Source organism: Roseovarius sp. Pro17 (assembly GCF_035599575.1).
GTDB lineage: Bacteria > Pseudomonadota > Alphaproteobacteria > Rhodobacterales > Rhodobacteraceae > Roseovarius.
Genome location: NZ_CP141179.1, coordinates 338,273 through 354,021 on the forward strand (window position 1 = coordinate 338,273; position 15,749 = coordinate 354,021).

Here is a 15,749-nt window from a genome sequence, read left to right on the forward strand (position 1 = left end):
CAGATTATATGCAAAACGCTTATAGGATTTATCTCGCCTAAGCCGCCTGCGAGAAACCTTTTGGTAACGGAAAAGGCGTTACGGTCGGTCCCATAGTCAATTTGCAAGGGATGGTGGCGCAGCGCATGACATCTGTCGACGGCAATACGGTGATTCACCGCAAGGCGCGTGCCTCGCGCGAGGAATATCAAGCGCGCGCCATGTCTCCGGCCAAGGCGCTGCGCCTTGCGTTGGCGCAGGCATCGGACACATTGTTCGATCTGGCGATGGTGGTCACGGCGGTCGAACAGGTCGAACTGTCGCAAACCGCGCTCAGGCTCGAATTCGCCGATGGAGGTCTTCTGGTGCTGCTGGACGGCCCTAAGGGCGCGCGCGGCGCAGTGCGCGTGGATGCTGCGCTGCTCGCAGCGCTGATTGAGGTGCAGACCATGGGCCGGGTCACTGGACGCGGCTCGAACGGGCGGGCGGTGACGCGCACGGACGCGGCGATTGCAGCTCCGTTGATCGACGCGGCGCTGTCGGGCGCCGAGGCCATGCTGACCGAAGATGCGCAAGGCGTGGATGGCGGCGAGGTGCCTGCGCATTGGGCCTCGGGGTATCGATTCGGCGTGATGATGGAGGATGCGCGCGGTATGGCGCTGGCCCTTCATGCGCCGGCCTTTCATGTTTTTCGCATGATGGTTGAGGTTGGCGACGATGGGCATCCCGGCGCGGTGACGTTCCTGTTGCCGGTGCCGCTGGCCGCGCCGCCCCCCGCAGCGGGCGCCAAGGGCGGCGCGATGCAGCGCACGCTGGAGCGAAGCGCGATGGATGCTCCTGTAAGCCTCGAGGCAGTGCTGGCCCGCGTCATCCTGCCGCTCGACAAGGTGTGCAAGCTGAAGCCGGGCGGTTTGCTGCCGTTCGGAATGGATCAGCCGATGCAGGTGCGCCTCGAGGCCAGCCAAAAACATGTCGTCGCGTTGGCGCGCCTCGGCCAGATGAACGGAGCGCGGGCCGTGCGCCTAACGCCGTGTCGCCCCGAGGCGCAGGCTGACTCGGAACGTTCTGCGCCGCGTGGTGAGCGCGCGAACGTAGCGGTCTCTATCGACGAGGCGGCCGGCACGCCGGTGCTGGATACGCCCGGCGCAGATGAATTATCGCGCGCTACGTCAACGCCACAGGATGGCGGTGCGCGCATGACTTCGGCAGGAAGCCAGCCGCAGACCGCCGCCCGGGATCAGGGTGCGATGTCGGACAAGGAACTGCTGGATCACGATACGCAGTGACTGCAAGGAAGCGAATAGAGGTCTGCGTAGGCCAAAAGGCCGCGACGCTACCTGCATGGTGCGCGTCACGATGCCCTTCACAGGGGCCTGCCGGGCGGAGCACCGGGCCCGGCCCGATTCCGTCAGCGCAGCAGGATGCCGATGACCACCATCATCAGTCCGATCACGGACAGGAACAGCGCCCCGGTATTGATGGGCAGTACCTTTTGCAGGACCGCGCGCATCTCCGCCTCCTCCAACTGAGCGCGGCGCGCGCGCCAGACGCGCAGCACGCACCATATCAGACCTGCCAGACCCACCAGCGAGACGGCCGCGCCACTCCAGATAAGAATTTCCATGTTGCCTCGTCCTTGTCCGCCGCAGATATCGACGCCTGCCGCTGCCGTCTACGCCAGCGCGGTGCCAAGCTCAAGCAGCCGGGGCTTGCGGGGCGTCATGACGCGCTGTAGTCACGGGCATCTTTCAGGATGCGGAGAAGACCCATGGACGACCAGACAACCGATGCCACCTACCGCGTGACCGCCGACGAACTGCGCCAGTTCATCGAGCGCATCGAGCGGCTGGACGCCGAAAAGAAAGACCTCGCCGAGCAGCAGAAAGAGGTCATGGCCGAAGCCAAGGGGCGCGGCTACGATACGAAAGTGATGCGTAAGGTCATCGCGCTGCGCAAGCGTGACAAGGACGATATCGCCGAAGAAGAGGCGGTGCTGGAGATGTACAAAGAAGCGCTGGGCATGAGTTGATCGCACGAGCGCATTGACGGTTTAAACTCTCTGGCCCCGGTCCGATGCTATCCGGCCCACGGCCGATCAGAAGAGGCGCAAGACGCGTGAGTACCCAAAAGACCTTTCTGCGCGGCATCGCCAGATCCGAGAACATTCGCGCGTGCCTTTTGTGGGCTTGCCTGCCTGCACTGGTATTCTACGCTGTATCGCTGACGATCATGAAGGGCGCAGGTTTTACCACGACCGAAATCCTGCGCGACGTGATGCAGCAGACCAAGCAGTCCAGCTTTCTCGGGTTTCTTTCCAGCGTGGGGGTGTGGCTCTGGATCGCGGCGGCGACGCTGTGTCTTTTCCGCTATCGGCTTCAGTCTAGCCGAGGGCCGAGCAGATATCGAAATTTGCTGATGCTCATGGCGGGATTCTCGCTATTCCTTGGGATCGACGACTTCTTTTTGATCCATGACCGCTATCTGGCCGAGGGCGTCCTTTTGCCGATCTATGCGATTTTCGCCATCACGCTGCTTGTGCGATACCGGCGCATCATCGCCGAGATTGATGGCACCGCGTTCGTGATCGCAGGCGGTCTTTTGGCCATGTCCATCTTGGTGGACGCGGTGCAAGAGAACCTGTCGGTGCCGTATGAATATACACAGATTGCCGAAGAGGGCTTCAAATTCACGGGCGCTGCGGCGTGGGTCTATCTGTGTTTTCGCCTTGCCGCATACCGGTTGAGGCCGGGAATAACCGACGCGGTATAGTCCTGCCCTGCGGGCCCTGCCGGGGGCGAACACAAAGGAAAGGCCGCGCAGAGTGATCCGCGCGGCCTTTTTCATTCAATGATGTAGTGCCGCTCAGGCCTCGTCGGTCTCGTCTTCTTCGGGCAGAACGTCCTCAACCGCTTCGGCCAAGTCCTCGTCGTCTGACGCAGCCGCGCCGATGTCGTCGAACAGTTCGGCAATCTCGAAATCGGCTGCCGCTTCTTCTTCGGCTGCCAGTTCCTGGATCGACTTGCCCGATGCCTGCAATTCGGCCTCTTCGGGCGAGCGGGCGACGTTCAGCGTGACCGTCGCGTCGACCTCGGGGTGCAACGACACGCTAATGTCGTGCAGGCCCAGTTCCTTGATCGGGCTGATCAGGCTGACCTGCTTGCGATCAAGCTCAAAGCCGTTTTCGGTCGCCGCATCGGCCGCATCACGCGTGGTGACCGAGCCATAGAGCGCGCCCGAATCGGCAGCCTGACGAATCACGACGAACTGCTGACCGTTCAGCTTGTCAGCCATTGCCTCGGCCTCTTTGCGAGTCTCGAGGTTTTGCGCCTCGAGATGCGCTTTGCGCGTCTCGAAATCGGCGATGTTTTTCTGCGAAGCCGACAGCGCCTTGTGCTGGGGCAGCAGGTAGTTGCGTGCGAAACCAGCCTTGACGTCAACGACGTCGCCCATTTGGCCTAGCTTGGCTACTCGCTCGAGAAGGATAACTTGCATGTCTATTCTCCTTACTTGACGGCGTAGGGCAGCAGGGCGAGGAAGCGGGCGCGCTTGATGGCACGGGCCAGCTCGCGTTGCTTCTTGGCCGAGACGGCGGTGATGCGTGATGGCACGATTTTGCCACGCTCAGAGACGTAGCGCTGCAGCAGGCGCGTGTCCTTGTAGTCGATCGCAGGTGCGTTATCGCCCGAGAAGGGGCAGACCTTGCGGCGACGGAAAAATGGTTTTGTAGCCATGGTTTATGTCCTTTTCTTCAGGCGTTGATCAACGGCGCTCGCGGCGTTCGGCACGCTCGTCGCGCTTTTGCATCTGAGCTGACGGCAGTTCTTTGTGCTCGTCGACCTTGATGGTCAGCGTGCGCATGACGTCGTCGTGCAGGCGCATCAGGCGTTCCATTTCCTGAACGGCCTCGGACGGTGCGTCCGACCGCAGGAAGGCGTAGTGGCCTTTGCGGTTCTTGTTGATCTTGTAGGCCATCGTCTTGACGCCCCAATACTCGTGATCGACGAGTTTACCGCCATTGTCGGACAATACAGTACCGAAATGTTCGATGAGGCTTTCGGCCTGGGCGCTGGACAGGTCCTGGCGCGAGATAAAGACATGCTCGTAAAGGGGCATGTTGGATCCACTTCTATCAAGGCGCATTTCATAGGCGGGGCATTGTCGCTTCGCGGCCCCACCACGAGAGACTGCGCGGTTTTCCAAAGATGCGAAACGAGCGCGACCCATAGACCCATCCCCGCGTCGGCGCAAGGGTCGAGGCCGGCACGGCCACGGTGCCATGACAAGGCCGCGAATTCAGCGCGCGACTGCCCCAATTGGGTCTAATTCCTCTGCGATCTATTAACCATACTGCAACCGTGAGGGGATTCTTCGATGACCGCACTACCCGATACATTCATGCCCGAGGGCCCGCTGCGCTACCAGCGCAAGGCACCTTTGCAGCACGTCGAAATCTCCGAGACGGGGGCGTTGCGCCACACGTTCCTGCGATGCTGCGGTTACGCGTCGCTGATGGCAGCCGCAGGCATGTGGCTGGTGCCCGTAGCCGACGGTGACACACTGATGCAGCTTTGCAAGCTGGCGTTGTCCGCGACTTTGGCGATAGGCGGAGTGGTGGTGTTGAGTGGGCTGCGCAGTAACGATGGCCCCGAGGTGCATATCGACACGCAGACGCGCCTGCTGACGATCGTTGAAAAGGACGCGCACGGTCACGTCCGCTCCGCGGTCAGTCATCGTATCGACGCGCTGGGCGAGATCATTCTGCGCGACGGCCTGCTGACCGCGCGCTGTGACGCTGGCCAGCCGTTGATTGCGCTGCCGGTTCGCGATCCGGCGGTCGAGGCGGCCCTGATTGCGATGCTGGCGGGCAAGGCGGCCTGAGCGCCGCCAAAGATATAGAGCGCGTCGGAAACCATCTGCTATAAGGGACCCCCTGCAATGCGTTAGGCGGCACAGTGCCTATGCACACGAGTTGTTTATGTCTGGGCGATTGCCTTGTCGCTGCTTTGCGATAGGTTGGCCGCCAATGAACGTAACAGACAGGAGACCGCTCATGAAGACCACTCTTATCGCAGCCGCAGTCGCGTTTGCCGCCACCGGCGTCAACGCTGCACCCGAGGCGTACACGCTGGATCCCAGCCATAGCCAGACGATGTTCACCTATGAGCATCTGGGCTATTCGACCACTTACAACGTGTTTACCGGCTGGGAAGGCGAGATCATGTTCGACGCCGAAGATCCCGCTGCGTCATCGGTAAACGTGTCGGTTCCGGTCATGTCGCTTTATACAGGCTGGGAAGAGCGGTTCGAGCACTTCATGGGTGAGGAGTTCTTTGGCGCCAAGGAAGGCGACTTGATTACCTTTACATCGACCTCCATCGAGGTGACGGGCGACGATGAGGCGATCATCACCGGCGATCTGACCATCAATGGCACGACCAAGTCGGTCCAGCTAGAGGCCGAGCTGAACCAGAAGGGCATGCACCCGATGGCAGGCAAGGAATGGCTGGGCTTTGACGCCGAAACCAAGATCAAGCGGTCCGATTTTGGTCTGGACAAGTTCGTGCCGAATATCGGCGACGAGTTGGATGTCGAGATTTCGATCGAGGCCGGCAAGGCCGAGTAATCCTGCCTTTTTGGCTGACCTGATTTGCCCGCGTCCCTTATCAGGGGCGCGGGCTTTTTCACGACCTATTCAACGCTCGCCTCGGGTGCGCGGGTGGCGGTCAGGGTCCAGTCGATGCGCACGGCAAAGGCCAGCGAGCTTTCGTCCTGCGTGCCGGTGCCTATGCCGAAGTCGAGACGGTCCACGGTCAGGCTGCCGGCGGCGTCGGCTGTGTCGCCGTCGATGGTCAGGTCCACTGGCATGCTGACCGGCACCGATTGGTCGCGGATGCGCAACGTGCCGTTCGCGAGCAGACCATCGCCGGCGTCGATCAGATCGGCCTGGAGCGTCGCGGTCGGCCATTCTTGGGCGGCGAAATAGGCAGGACCCATCGCCTGATCGGTCACGCTGCCCAGGCTCAGCGACGGTATCGAGACGGTGACCGTGACCGCGCCATGTTTGCCCTCGGCATCTGGCGTCTCTCCGTAGGTGATGTCGGCGGTCCAGTCGGCAAAGCTGCCCGTGACCTCGGAGTTGTTCTGCAAAATGGCGATGTTCAGCGCACCGTCCTCGACCCGCCAATCGCTGCTTACCTCGGCCAGCGCCTCGGCCTGCGCACCTTCGCGCGGAGAGAGCCAGCCCAGCGATGCGCCCAGACCGATGGCCGCGCCCCAGATCGCCAGCGCGGCGAGGATCGGCAACGCATGGCCGGGCTGGTTCGCCGTCGGCAGGGCGGTCTGTCTGCCGGGCAGCATCCGGCGCAATGTGGCATCGCGGTCAATGACGTGATGTTTCATCGCGCCCGCGACATGAAGGGCGATGGCGACCGCCAGCACCCATTGCAGAATGAAATGCAGCGCGCTGCTGATCTCGGCCAAGGCCGCATCCTCGGATACAAATGGCAGACCTTGACCGAATGGCCACCAGATAGGCGCGTATCCCGTTGTTGCCGCGTGATACACCCAGCCGCTGAGCGGGACCGCCACGAGCGATCCGTAGAGCAGCCAATGCACCGTTTCGGCCAAGCGCGATTCCAGCCACTTGTCGCCGTTCAGCAGCCCCGGCTTTGGCTGCGAGATGGCCCACAGGATGCGCAAGACAGCCAGCGCAAAGATCGTGACGCCCATCGTCTTGTGGATGGAGAACAGCAGCTTGGTCAATGTGATGGTCGCGTCCGTCGTGGCGATGTCGGGGGCTTCGATCCATCCGGCGAGGGTTCTGGCGATCCATCCCAGCGCGAACATGGTGAGGACCATCAACGCGATGGTCCAGTGAAAAACCTTGGTGATCGTGCCATAGCTGATCGCAGTGTTGCCGAGGGGCATAGGGTCGTCCTTTTGCGGTTGGCGAATGGCAAGACTAGCGCATCGCGCCGGGTGGGCAATCCCTTGGCTGCGCACAATGGGCCTGCGCCATTGCCTCGCCCGGCTCTGCGCGTTATCCGAGAGGGCAATGGGACGAGGGGAGAGCCAGCATGAGCCGAGCATTCATTTTTCCGGGACAGGGCGCGCAGACGATAGGCATGGGCCAAGCGCTGGCCGAGGCCTATCCAGCCGCGCGCGATGTATTCGATGAGGTCGACGATGCGCTGGGCGAAAAGCTGTCTGCGCTGATTTGGAACGGCGAGCAGGAGCAACTGACCCTGACGCAGAACGCGCAACCCGCGCTGATGGCGACGTCGCTGGCGGCTCTGCGCGCGCTTGAGGCCGAGGGTGTGACGCTGGATGCCGCGTCCTTTGTTGCCGGTCATTCGCTGGGCGAATATTCTGCGCTGGCCGCCGCCGGCGCCCTCAGCATTGCCGATACTGCCCGCCTTTTGCGCACGCGTGGGCAGGCCATGCAGCAGGCCGTTCCGGTGGGCGTGGGCGCAATGGCGGCGATCCTTGGGCTCGATTTTGCGGCGGTCACGGCGGTTGCGAATGACGCGGCGCAGGGCGAAGTGTGTCAGGCTGCAAACGACAACGATCCCGGTCAGGTCGTCGTTTCGGGCCACAAGGCCGCGGTCGAGCGTGCCGTCGATCTGGCCAAAGAGCGTGGCGCAAAGCGCGCGATGCTGCTGCCCGTCAGCGCGCCGTTTCATTGCGCCCTGATGCAGCCCGCCGCCGAAGTGATGCGCGCCGCACTGGAAGAGGTGCCGATGGATACGCCCGCTGTGCCACTGATCGCCAATGTGCGCGCCGAGGCTGTCACTGACCCCAATGAGATCCGTGCGCTGCTGGTGGAGCAGGTGACAGGGTCCGTCCGCTGGCGCGAAAGCGTCGGCTATATGGCCGCGCAGGGCGTTACCGAGACGTGGGAAATCGGCGCAGGCAAGGCGCTGTCGGGCATGGTGCGCCGAATTGCGCGTGACGTCGCGGTGCGCAACGTTGGCACCCCCGAGGATGTCGTCGCTGCGGTCGAGGCATTCAAGAACGGCTGACGCCGAGCCGAGATTTTCCGCGATAACCCCGCGCGACCCACGAGACAGGAAAAGGAATTCGAAATGTTTGATTTGACGGGCAAGACGGCGCTGGTGACTGGCGCTTCGGGCGGTATCGGCGGCGCAATCGCGCGCGCCTTGCACCGTGCGGGCGCGACCGTGGGCCTGAGCGGCACCCGAACCGAGCCGCTGGAGGCGCTGGCTAAGGAGCTGGGCGAACGCGCGCATGTGTTGCCCTGCAACCTCAGCGACAAGGACGCCGTCGAGGCGCTGCCGAAGCAGGCGATTGAGGCGATGGGCAGCCTTGATATCCTTGTGAATAACGCCGGGATCACGCGCGATCAGATATTCATGCGTATGTCGGATGAGGACTGGCAGAGCGTGCTGGACGTCAACCTGACCAGCACAATGCGCCTTTGCCGCGCCGTGATGCGCCCGATGATGAAAGCCCGCTGGGGCCGCATCGTCAATATCAGCTCGATCGTCGGGTCCACCGGCAATCCGGGACAGGCGAACTATGCGGCGTCCAAGGCGGGCGTGATCGGCCTGACGAAATCCATCGCCTACGAGGTCGCCAGCCGCGGCATCACCGCCAACGCCGTCGCGCCCGGTTTCATCGCTACGGCCATGACGGACAAGCTGACGGACGACCAAAAGGCCAAGATCACCGGCCAGATCCCCGCCGCGCGCATGGGCGATGCGGACGAAATCGCGGCGGCTGTGCTTTACCTTGCCAGCAACGAGGCGGGCTATGTCACAGGCGCGACGCTACATGTGAATGGCGGTATGGCAATGCTCTGACGGGGCATGCGATTCGGCGCAGAGATGCGCGATTTGCCCTTGCCACCCAGCGATTTGCCGCTCAGGCTCGCGACCGGGAAAACGTTTGCAGGCGCCGCGCCATATGCTATAGGCGGCGCAGATTTGCCGGAGGGGCGCTTGGCGTGGCCCGGTCCGGCCTGCCCTCACGGGCATTGACTTAACGCCCCGAAGGGGCTCCATTCAGGCCGCCACCCGTCCGCCGGGCGGAGGCACAATCGGGCACAGGCGCCCATCGAGAAATGAGGATTATGACATGAGCGATATCGCAGACCGCGTGAAGAAGATCGTTGTAGAGCATCTGGGCGTCGAAGAGGACAAGGTTGTCGAAAACGCCTCGTTTATCGACGATCTGGGCGCAGACAGCCTGGACACGGTCGAGCTGGTCATGGCCTTCGAAGAAGAATTTGGCATCGAGATCCCCGACGACGCCGCCGAGAATATCCAGACTTTCGGCGATGCGGTAAAGTTCATCAAGGAAGCGTCCTGAGCCATTGACGGCGCCTCGATTGGGTGCCGTTGATTACACAGACGGATCGACATGCAAAAGGGCGCGGGATCATCCCCGCGCCCTTTTTCCGTCTGTCGATGGGTGCCACGTCTAAGGGGCGACCCTTTCAATCGTGAAAGGCGGCGCAAATTTCCCCGTGATGCCGATTTGGGAACATCGCACGCATGGTGTAGCATGGCAGAGTAGGCCATCCCGCGATGTGCGGGCCCGCAAGCCTGAGGTGACTGCCATGATCATCTATCCCACTCTCGAACTTCTGGACGGTAAATGCGTCTCGCTTACGCGTGGGCGGTTGGACGAGCCTGTGCTGTGGCATGTCGATCCGGTCGAGACCGCGCGCGGTTTTGCGGATGCAGGCGCTGAGTGGATGCACCTGACCGACATCAACGGCCTGCGCGGAGACGGCGACAACAACGCATTGGTCGAGCAGATCATTCGCGACGCGCATATCCCTGTCCAGCTGGGTGGCGGATTTCGCAGCTACGATCAGGTGGCACGCTGGATCGACCGGGGCGCCGGGCGTATCGTGATCGGCACGATGGCGGCGCGCGATCCGAACCTGCTGCGCCGGTTGGCCAAGCTTTATCCTGACCAAATCGTGCTGGCGCTGGACATCCATGATGGTGCCGTCGTCACCGATGGCTGGCGCGAAAGCTCCAGCTTTACCGCGCTCAGCTTTCTTGAGGCGTTCGAGGCCGATCCGCTGGCCGGGGTCATCGTGACCGACGTGGACGGGCTGATCGACCAGCGCGACGCCAGCCTCAGCCTTATCACCGGCCTTGCCGCCGCCACCCGGCATCCGGTCATCGCGCGCGGCACGGTCGCCAGCGTTGACGATGTGGCGCGGCTAAAATACGTGCCCAACATCGCAGGGACGCTGATCGGGCACGCATTGCTGGCGCATGATGTTGATCTGGCCGAGGCGATCGCCATGGCTACCACCCCGAACGAGCCTGTCGCCGCCTTTCAATAAGGCAGCGCCCCGCCGCCGCGCTGCTAGCGCGGTATTGCCCCCCGACCCCAAGCCGGGGTAAGAGCGGCGTCGATGAACTTGTGGGAGGGGCTGCATAATGCGCCGTGTCGTCGTAACAGGCCTTGGACTGGTCACACCGCTCGCCTCGGGCGTCGAAGAAAGCTGGAGCCGCCTTTTGGACGGCCAGTCGGGTGCAGGCCCGATCACGCGCTTTGACCCTGTGAACGTGCTGACCAAATATGCCTGCGAGGTGCCCTTGGGCGATGGCACGGACGGTACGTTCAATGCCGACGACTACATGGCGCCCAAAGAGCGCCGCAAGGTTGATGATTTCATCCTATATGGCGTGGCGGCGGCCCAACAGGCGGTCGAGGATAGCGGCTGGATGCCCGAGGACGAAGAGGCGCGCCAGCGTACCGGCGTGATGATCGGCTCAGGCATTGGCGGTCTGCGCTCGATCGAAGAAACCACGCTGATCATCCGCGACAAAGGCGTGCGTCGCGTGTCGCCGTTTTTCATCCCAGGCGCGCTGATCAACCTCATCTCGGGTCAGGTTGGCATCCGCTATGGCTTCAAGGGGCCGAATCATTCGGTCGTGACGGCCTGCTCGACCGGGGCGCATGCCATCGGCGATGCGGCGCGGCTGATCATGTTCGGCGACGCAGATGTCATGGTTGCAGGCGGGGCCGAGGCCGCGATCTGCGAGATTGGCATCGCGGGCTTTAACGCTTGCAAGGCGCTCAGCACCAAGCGTGCGGACGATCCCAAGGCCGCCAGCCGCCCCTATGACGCAGACCGTGACGGGTTTGTCATGGGCGAGGGTGCTGGTATCGTCGTGCTGGAGGAATACGAGCACGCAAAGGCGCGCGGCGCCAAGATATACGCAGAGGTTCTGGGCTACGGCCTGTCGGGCGACGCGCATCACATCACCGCGCCCAGCGAGGACGGCGAAGGCGCCTATCGCGCGATGGAGATGGCGCTGGGCCACGCGGGCGTGAAGCCTGCGGATGTTGATTATATCAACGCGCACGGCACTTCGACGATGGCCGACACGATTGAGCTGCGAGCGGTCGAGCGCTTGCTTGGCGATGCGGCCGGCAAGGCGACGATGAGTTCGACCAAATCCGCGACCGGGCATCTGCTGGGGGCGGCGGGGGCCATCGAGGCAATATTCTCGATCCTCGCGATTCGCGATCAGGTGGTGCCGCCGACGATCAATCTGGACAACCCGGCGGTCGAGACGACCCTGGACCTCGCGCCCAACAAAAAGGTCGAGCGGCCGGTCAAGATCGCGCTGTCCAACAGCTTTGGCTTTGGTGGCACGAACGCCAGCGTCTGCTTTGGCGATGTGCACTAATGTGGCGTAACATAGCATCCACCGCGATCAGCTTTCTGGTTGTCGCTATCTTCCTCGTGGGCGGCTTGATCGTCTGGGGGCAGAACACCTACAAGGCCGAAGGACCATCAACGGCGCCCATCTGCCTGCGGATCGAACGGGGCGCATCCATGCGCACGATCTCGGATCAACTGGCCGAGCAGGGCGCGATCACCAGCCCCATGATCTTTCGCATTGGGGCTGATTATGCGGGCAAGTCGGGTGATCGCAAAGCGGGTAGTTGGCTGATTCCGGAACATTCCACCATGAGCGAGATCACCCATCTTATCACGCGTGGCGGGGCCAGCACCTGCGGCACAGAGGTGGTCTATCGCATCGGTGTGACCAGCAATGAGGTTGAGCTGCGCGAACTGGATCTGGAAACGAACCGCTACGTGGAAAAGGCCGCCTTTGATCCTGCGAGCGAAGAGGCGCCCGCCATCTTTGACGAGGTGCGCGAGCAGAACGATACGCGCTACCGCGTCGCCATCGCCGAGGGCACGACCAGCTGGCAGATCGTCGAGGCGTTGAAATCGGTCGACGTGCTGGAGGGCGAAGTCGCCGATCTGCCGGCCGAGGGAACACTGGCCCCCGACAACTATGAGGTCGCCAAGGGCGACACCCGCGCCAGCTTGATCGCACGCATGACCGATGCGCAGGAGGTGCTGGTTGCTGCCGCTTGGGCCAGCCGCGTGGATGGTCTGCCGCTAAAGGATGCGCAGGAAATGTTGGTGCTGGCCTCGATCATCGAAAAGGAAACCGGCCTGCCAGATGAGCGGCGTCAGGTCGCCTCGGTCTTTGAAAACCGGCTTAAGCGCGGGATGCGCCTGCAAACCGACCCGACGGTGATCTACGGCCTCACCGAGGGCAAAGGTGTGCTGGGTCGGGGCCTGCGCGCGAGCGAGTTGCGCAAAGTAACCGATTGGAATACCTACGTGATCGACGGATTGCCGCCTACGCCCATCGCAAATCCGGGCAAGGCCAGCATTGAGGCTGCGGTCGATCCTGCCGCGACGGATTTCGTCTTTTTCGTTGCCGACGGCAGCGGCGGGCACGCTTTTGCCGAGACACTGGAACAGCATAACGCCAACGTTGCCAAATGGCGCCAGATCGAGGCCGAGCGCACCCAGTCCGAGTGACACCACAAGACAGGGGTTGCGGCGATAGGCCGCTTGACCCTTGCGCCCGGCAGGGTCAGAACGCCCAGAACCAACGCCGATCACAGGAGCACGTCATGGCCCGCAACGATGCAAGCGCCGCTGAAATGCGGGCGCGTGAGCCCTCCAAGCGCATCGGAGCGCTGGGTGCGCTGGCCCCGTTCCTCATACCTTACAAGGCGCTGATGGCAGCGGCTATTGCCGCGCTGATGCTGACGGCTGGCGTGTCGTTGATGCTGCCGCTGGCAGTGCGGCGGGTGATCGACAATTTCGGCGCGGAAAATGGTGAGATCCTCGATCAGTATTTCATTGCCGCACTGGTTATCACGGCACTGCTGGCGATTGGCACCGGGCTGCGCTATGCGCTGGTGACACGGTTGGGCGAACGTGTGGTGGCCGACATTCGCCGCGCCGTATTCGACCGTGTGATAGGCATGAGTCCCGTATTCTTTGAGCGGATCATGACTGGCGAGGTGCTGAGCCGCATCACGACCGACACGACCTTGATCCTTAGCGTCATCAGTTCATCGGTCTCGATCGCGCTGCGCAATGCGTTGATTTTCGCGGGTGGAATGGTGCTGATGCTGGCAACCTCGCCCAAGTTGACGGGGCTGGTGCTGCTGATCGTACCGCTGATCATCGTGCCGATCCTGACGCTGGGACGCAAACTGCGCCGCCTCAGCCGCGATAATCAGGACTGGATCGCCCAAAGTTCGGGCAAGGCGTCCGAGGCGCTGCTGAGCGTTCAGGCCGTGCAGGCCTTTACCCATGAGAGTGCGACGCGCGCTGATTTCGGCGCGGCGACCGAGCGCAGCTATGAATCCGCGCGCCAGAGGATTCGTGTCCGGGCAGCGATGACGGTAATCGTGATCTTTCTGGTGTTCACCGGCGTTGTTTGTGTGTTGTGGATTGGCGCGCGCGATGTGCGCGCGGGCGGTATGAGCGCGGGCGCATTGGTGCAGTTCGTGATCTATTCGGTGATGGTCGCGGGCGCCGTGGGCGCATTGTCCGAGATCTGGGGCGAATTGCAGCGTGCCGCCGGCGCGACCGAGCGTCTGGTCGAGCTGTTGCGCTCAAACGATCCGGTGCAGGATCCATCCGAGCCGCTGGCACTGCCTGACCATGTGAAGGGAGATATCCGGTTCGAGAATGTCGATTTCGTCTATCCGGCACGGCCAGACGTGCCTGCGCTTCATGGCTTTGATCTGCATATCCGGCCGGGCGAAACGGTGGCGCTGGTTGGTCCTTCGGGGGCGGGTAAGACGACCGTGATCCAGATGCTGCAACGCTTCTACGATCCGGTTGCGGGCCGCGTCCTGCTGGACGGTGTGGCGCTGGCCGATATGCAGCGGGATAAGTTTCGCCGTGTCATGGCGCTGGTCCCGCAAGATCCCGTGATTTTTGCAACGTCAGCGCGCGAAAACATCCGGTTTGGACGTCTGGACGCCACCGACGCCGAGGTCGAGACGGCAGCGCGCACAGCTGCTGCGCATGATTTCATCACGGCGCTCCCCGAGGGCTATGACAGTCAGGTGGGCGAGCGCGGTGTCATGCTGTCGGGCGGTCAGAAACAGCGCATCGCCATTGCCCGCGCCATCCTGCGCGACGCGCCCGTGCTGCTGCTGGACGAAGCAACCAGCGCGCTGGATGCCGAGAGTGAGCGGGCGGTGCAATTGGCTGTGGACAAGCTGGCAGAGGGGCGCACCACGATCATTGTCGCGCACCGGCTGGCCACGGTGAAGAAGGCCGACCGCATCATCGTGATGGAGGCCGGGCGCATCGTCGCCATCGGCACGCATGACAGTTTGGTGGCCGAGGGCGGGCTATATGCGCGGCTGGCCAAGCTGCAATTTACTGCTGACGCCGCTTGAGGCTGGTCCGCCCTGCGGGGCGAGTATTTGCCCGAACGATGAAAGCAGAGGGCTGGACGGCGCGCGCGGCGCTGGTATTGTCGGCGCCATGAAAATAGCAACTGCCGCGTACCCGCTAGATCCGCTGCCCGATTGGGCGGCCTACAACACCAAGCTGACCGAATGGGTCGCTGATGCCGCAGGGCAGGGCGCCGAGTTGCTGGTCTTTCCTGAATATGGCTCGCTCGAGCTGTCGATGCTGGCCGGGCCTGTCGTGGCGGGTGATCTGGAGGGATGCCTGCGCGCCGTCTCGGATCTAATGATCGACGTCGACGATCTGCACGCCGATCTGGCGGCAGCGCATGGTGTTCACATCCTTGCTGCTTCTGCGCCTGTGTTCGACGACGCCATCGGCCCGCGCCCTGTGAACCGTGCGCGCCTTTTTGCGCCGGGCGGCGGGCGCGGCATCCAGGACAAGCAGATCATGACACGGTTCGAGCGCACGCCATGGGACGTGGCGCCGGGCGGTCCCTTACAAGTGTTCGACACCAGCCTTGGCAAGATCGCGATCCTCATCTGCTATGACAGCGAATTCCCGCTGCTGGCGCGTGCGGTCAGCGAGGCCGAACTGCTGCTGGTGCCGTCCTGCACCGAGGCGCTGGCAGGCTATAGCCGCGTGCGAATCGGCGCGATGGCGCGCGCGCTGGAGGCGCAATGCGTCAGCGTCATGTCGTCCATAGTCGGAGATGCGCCGTGGTCGCCTGCCGTCGACGTCAATGTCGGCATGGGTGGCATATTTGGCCCGCCCGATATCGGCTTTCCCGAGACTGGCGTGATTGCCGAGGGCGTGCTGAATCGACCCGGCTGGACCTGTGGTGAGGTCGACCTAGCGCGCGTGTCGCATGTGCGCGCTGATGGCGGCGTGCTGAATCGCGCGCATTGGGCCGATCAGAGTGGGCGCGACGCTTTGCCGCCCGTCGTCGCCTTGCGCTGAGGCAATTCGCCAAAAATCTGAGACAGAGTTGTTGGTGAAACGCGCGCAGCCTTCATTCGCTGCCGTGAGT

General features: G+C 62.9%; 18 protein-coding genes. 13 read left to right on the forward strand and 5 right to left on the reverse strand.

Annotation, left to right across the window (positions count from 1 at the left end; all coding sequences use genetic code 11):
* The first annotated feature begins 125 nt into the window (after positions 1-125).
* Positions 126-1,265 carry a FliM/FliN family flagellar motor C-terminal domain-containing protein gene (locus tag U3654_RS01655; RefSeq protein ID WP_324753628.1) on the forward strand — a complete coding sequence of 380 codons (1,140 nt, stop codon included), beginning with the start codon at positions 126-128 and terminating at the stop codon, positions 1,263-1,265.
* A gap of 122 nt (positions 1,266-1,387) precedes the next feature.
* Here U3654_RS01655 and U3654_RS01660 read toward each other — a convergent pair whose 3' ends face one another.
* Complete coding sequence (locus U3654_RS01660) at positions 1,388-1,603, reverse strand: hypothetical protein (RefSeq protein ID WP_324753629.1); 216 nt, start codon at positions 1,601-1,603, stop codon at positions 1,388-1,390.
* 144 nt (positions 1,604-1,747) lie between these two features.
* Between U3654_RS01660 and U3654_RS01665 the strand changes: the two genes are divergently transcribed.
* Entirely contained in the window at positions 1,748-2,008 is a 261-nt protein-coding gene (locus U3654_RS01665) for a DUF2312 domain-containing protein (protein ID WP_324753630.1), read from the forward strand.
* An 86-nt stretch (positions 2,009-2,094) separates the two neighbouring features.
* The gene (locus U3654_RS01670) at positions 2,095-2,748 is read left to right on the forward strand and encodes a hypothetical protein (protein ID WP_324753631.1); all 654 of its coding nucleotides are present in this window, start codon (positions 2,095-2,097) and stop codon (positions 2,746-2,748) included.
* 93 nt (positions 2,749-2,841) lie between these two features.
* Here U3654_RS01670 and rplI read toward each other — a convergent pair whose 3' ends face one another.
* The 3 genes from rplI to rpsF are packed head-to-tail and all read right to left on the reverse strand — an operon-like array spanning position 2,842 to position 4,092.
* Entirely contained in the window at positions 2,842-3,471 is a 630-nt protein-coding gene (gene rplI, locus U3654_RS01675; RefSeq protein ID WP_324753632.1) for a 50S ribosomal protein L9, read from the reverse strand.
* A gap of 11 nt (positions 3,472-3,482) precedes the next feature.
* Positions 3,483-3,710 carry a 30S ribosomal protein S18 gene (rpsR, locus tag U3654_RS01680; protein ID WP_114075395.1) on the reverse strand — a complete coding sequence of 76 codons (228 nt, stop codon included), beginning with the start codon at positions 3,708-3,710 and terminating at the stop codon, positions 3,483-3,485.
* A 28-nt stretch (positions 3,711-3,738) separates the two neighbouring features.
* Positions 3,739-4,092 (reverse strand): 30S ribosomal protein S6, encoded by a 354-nt coding sequence (gene rpsF / locus U3654_RS01685; protein WP_324753633.1) that lies wholly within the window; start codon positions 4,090-4,092, stop codon positions 3,739-3,741.
* 258 nt (positions 4,093-4,350) lie between these two features.
* On the opposite strand from rpsF, the gene U3654_RS01690 reads away from it, so the two are divergent.
* Positions 4,351-4,857 (forward strand): hypothetical protein, encoded by a 507-nt coding sequence (locus U3654_RS01690; RefSeq protein WP_324753634.1) that lies wholly within the window; start codon positions 4,351-4,353, stop codon positions 4,855-4,857.
* A 172-nt stretch (positions 4,858-5,029) separates the two neighbouring features.
* Positions 5,030-5,602 (forward strand): YceI family protein, encoded by a 573-nt coding sequence (locus U3654_RS01695; RefSeq protein ID WP_324753635.1) that lies wholly within the window; start codon positions 5,030-5,032, stop codon positions 5,600-5,602.
* Positions 5,603-5,667: 65 nt separating this feature from the next.
* On the opposite strand, the gene U3654_RS01700 is transcribed toward U3654_RS01695, so the two are convergent.
* Positions 5,668-6,906: a cytochrome b/b6 domain-containing protein gene (locus U3654_RS01700; RefSeq protein WP_324753636.1), complete on the reverse strand. Its 1,239-nt coding sequence runs from the start codon at positions 6,904-6,906 to the stop codon at positions 5,668-5,670.
* A 149-nt stretch (positions 6,907-7,055) separates the two neighbouring features.
* Here U3654_RS01700 and fabD point away from each other — a divergent pair, with 149 nt between their 5' ends.
* From fabD to U3654_RS01740, 8 genes are all read left to right on the forward strand, one after another.
* Positions 7,056-8,000 carry an ACP S-malonyltransferase gene (gene fabD, locus U3654_RS01705; protein ID WP_324753637.1) on the forward strand — a complete coding sequence of 315 codons (945 nt, stop codon included), beginning with the start codon at positions 7,056-7,058 and terminating at the stop codon, positions 7,998-8,000.
* A 63-nt stretch (positions 8,001-8,063) separates the two neighbouring features.
* Positions 8,064-8,801: a 3-oxoacyl-[acyl-carrier-protein] reductase gene (gene fabG, locus U3654_RS01710; protein ID WP_324753638.1), complete on the forward strand. Its 738-nt coding sequence runs from the start codon at positions 8,064-8,066 to the stop codon at positions 8,799-8,801.
* A 274-nt stretch (positions 8,802-9,075) separates the two neighbouring features.
* On the forward strand, positions 9,076-9,309 hold the full coding sequence (locus U3654_RS01715) for an acyl carrier protein (RefSeq protein WP_076531917.1): 234 nt from the start codon (positions 9,076-9,078) through the stop codon (positions 9,307-9,309).
* 250 nt (positions 9,310-9,559) lie between these two features.
* Positions 9,560-10,303 (forward strand): 1-(5-phosphoribosyl)-5-[(5-phosphoribosylamino)methylideneamino] imidazole-4-carboxamide isomerase, encoded by a 744-nt coding sequence (locus U3654_RS01720; RefSeq protein WP_324753639.1) that lies wholly within the window; start codon positions 9,560-9,562, stop codon positions 10,301-10,303.
* A gap of 97 nt (positions 10,304-10,400) precedes the next feature.
* Complete coding sequence (fabF, locus tag U3654_RS01725) at positions 10,401-11,660, forward strand: beta-ketoacyl-ACP synthase II (RefSeq protein ID WP_324753640.1); 1,260 nt, start codon at positions 10,401-10,403, stop codon at positions 11,658-11,660.
* Entirely contained in the window at positions 11,660-12,817 is a 1,158-nt protein-coding gene (mltG, locus tag U3654_RS01730; RefSeq protein WP_324753641.1) for an endolytic transglycosylase MltG, read from the forward strand. Before fabF ends, mltG begins: the two co-directional genes overlap by 1 nt.
* A gap of 95 nt (positions 12,818-12,912) precedes the next feature.
* Positions 12,913-14,706, forward strand: a complete 1,794-nt coding sequence (locus U3654_RS01735; RefSeq protein WP_324753642.1) for an ABC transporter transmembrane domain-containing protein — start codon at positions 12,913-12,915, stop codon at positions 14,704-14,706.
* Between the two features lie 88 nt (positions 14,707-14,794).
* On the forward strand, positions 14,795-15,679 hold the full coding sequence (locus U3654_RS01740; RefSeq protein WP_324755359.1) for a carbon-nitrogen hydrolase family protein: 885 nt from the start codon (positions 14,795-14,797) through the stop codon (positions 15,677-15,679).
* Positions 15,680-15,749: the final 70 nt, after the last annotated feature.

Bases quoted from the DNA above. Each gene is read 5' to 3' on its own strand.
- U3654_RS01655 (WP_324753628.1), top strand. From the start codon at position 126: ATGACATCTGTCGACGGCAATACGGTGATTCACCGCAAGGCGCGTGCC.
- U3654_RS01660 (WP_324753629.1), bottom strand. From the start codon at position 1,603: ATGGAAATTCTTATCTGGAGTGGCGCGGCCGTCTCGCTGGTGGGTCTG.
- U3654_RS01665 (WP_324753630.1), top strand. From the start codon at position 1,748: ATGGACGACCAGACAACCGATGCCACCTACCGCGTGACCGCCGACGAA.
- rplI (WP_324753632.1), bottom strand. From the start codon at position 3,471: ATGCAAGTTATCCTTCTCGAGCGAGTAGCCAAGCTAGGCCAAATGGGC.
- rpsR (WP_114075395.1), bottom strand. From the start codon at position 3,710: ATGGCTACAAAACCATTTTTCCGTCGCCGCAAGGTCTGCCCCTTCTCG.
- rpsF (WP_324753633.1), bottom strand. From the start codon at position 4,092: ATGCCCCTTTACGAGCATGTCTTTATCTCGCGCCAGGACCTGTCCAGC.
- U3654_RS01690 (WP_324753634.1), top strand. From the start codon at position 4,351: ATGACCGCACTACCCGATACATTCATGCCCGAGGGCCCGCTGCGCTAC.
- U3654_RS01695 (WP_324753635.1), top strand. From the start codon at position 5,030: ATGAAGACCACTCTTATCGCAGCCGCAGTCGCGTTTGCCGCCACCGGC.
- U3654_RS01700 (WP_324753636.1), bottom strand. From the start codon at position 6,906: ATGCCCCTCGGCAACACTGCGATCAGCTATGGCACGATCACCAAGGTT.
- fabD (WP_324753637.1), top strand. From the start codon at position 7,056: ATGAGCCGAGCATTCATTTTTCCGGGACAGGGCGCGCAGACGATAGGC.
- fabG (WP_324753638.1), top strand. From the start codon at position 8,064: ATGTTTGATTTGACGGGCAAGACGGCGCTGGTGACTGGCGCTTCGGGC.
- U3654_RS01715 (WP_076531917.1), top strand. From the start codon at position 9,076: ATGAGCGATATCGCAGACCGCGTGAAGAAGATCGTTGTAGAGCATCTG.
- U3654_RS01720 (WP_324753639.1), top strand. From the start codon at position 9,560: ATGATCATCTATCCCACTCTCGAACTTCTGGACGGTAAATGCGTCTCG.
- fabF (WP_324753640.1), top strand. From the start codon at position 10,401: ATGCGCCGTGTCGTCGTAACAGGCCTTGGACTGGTCACACCGCTCGCC.
- mltG (WP_324753641.1), top strand. From the start codon at position 11,660: ATGTGGCGTAACATAGCATCCACCGCGATCAGCTTTCTGGTTGTCGCT.
- U3654_RS01735 (WP_324753642.1), top strand. From the start codon at position 12,913: ATGGCCCGCAACGATGCAAGCGCCGCTGAAATGCGGGCGCGTGAGCCC.
- U3654_RS01740 (WP_324755359.1), top strand. From the start codon at position 14,795: ATGAAAATAGCAACTGCCGCGTACCCGCTAGATCCGCTGCCCGATTGG.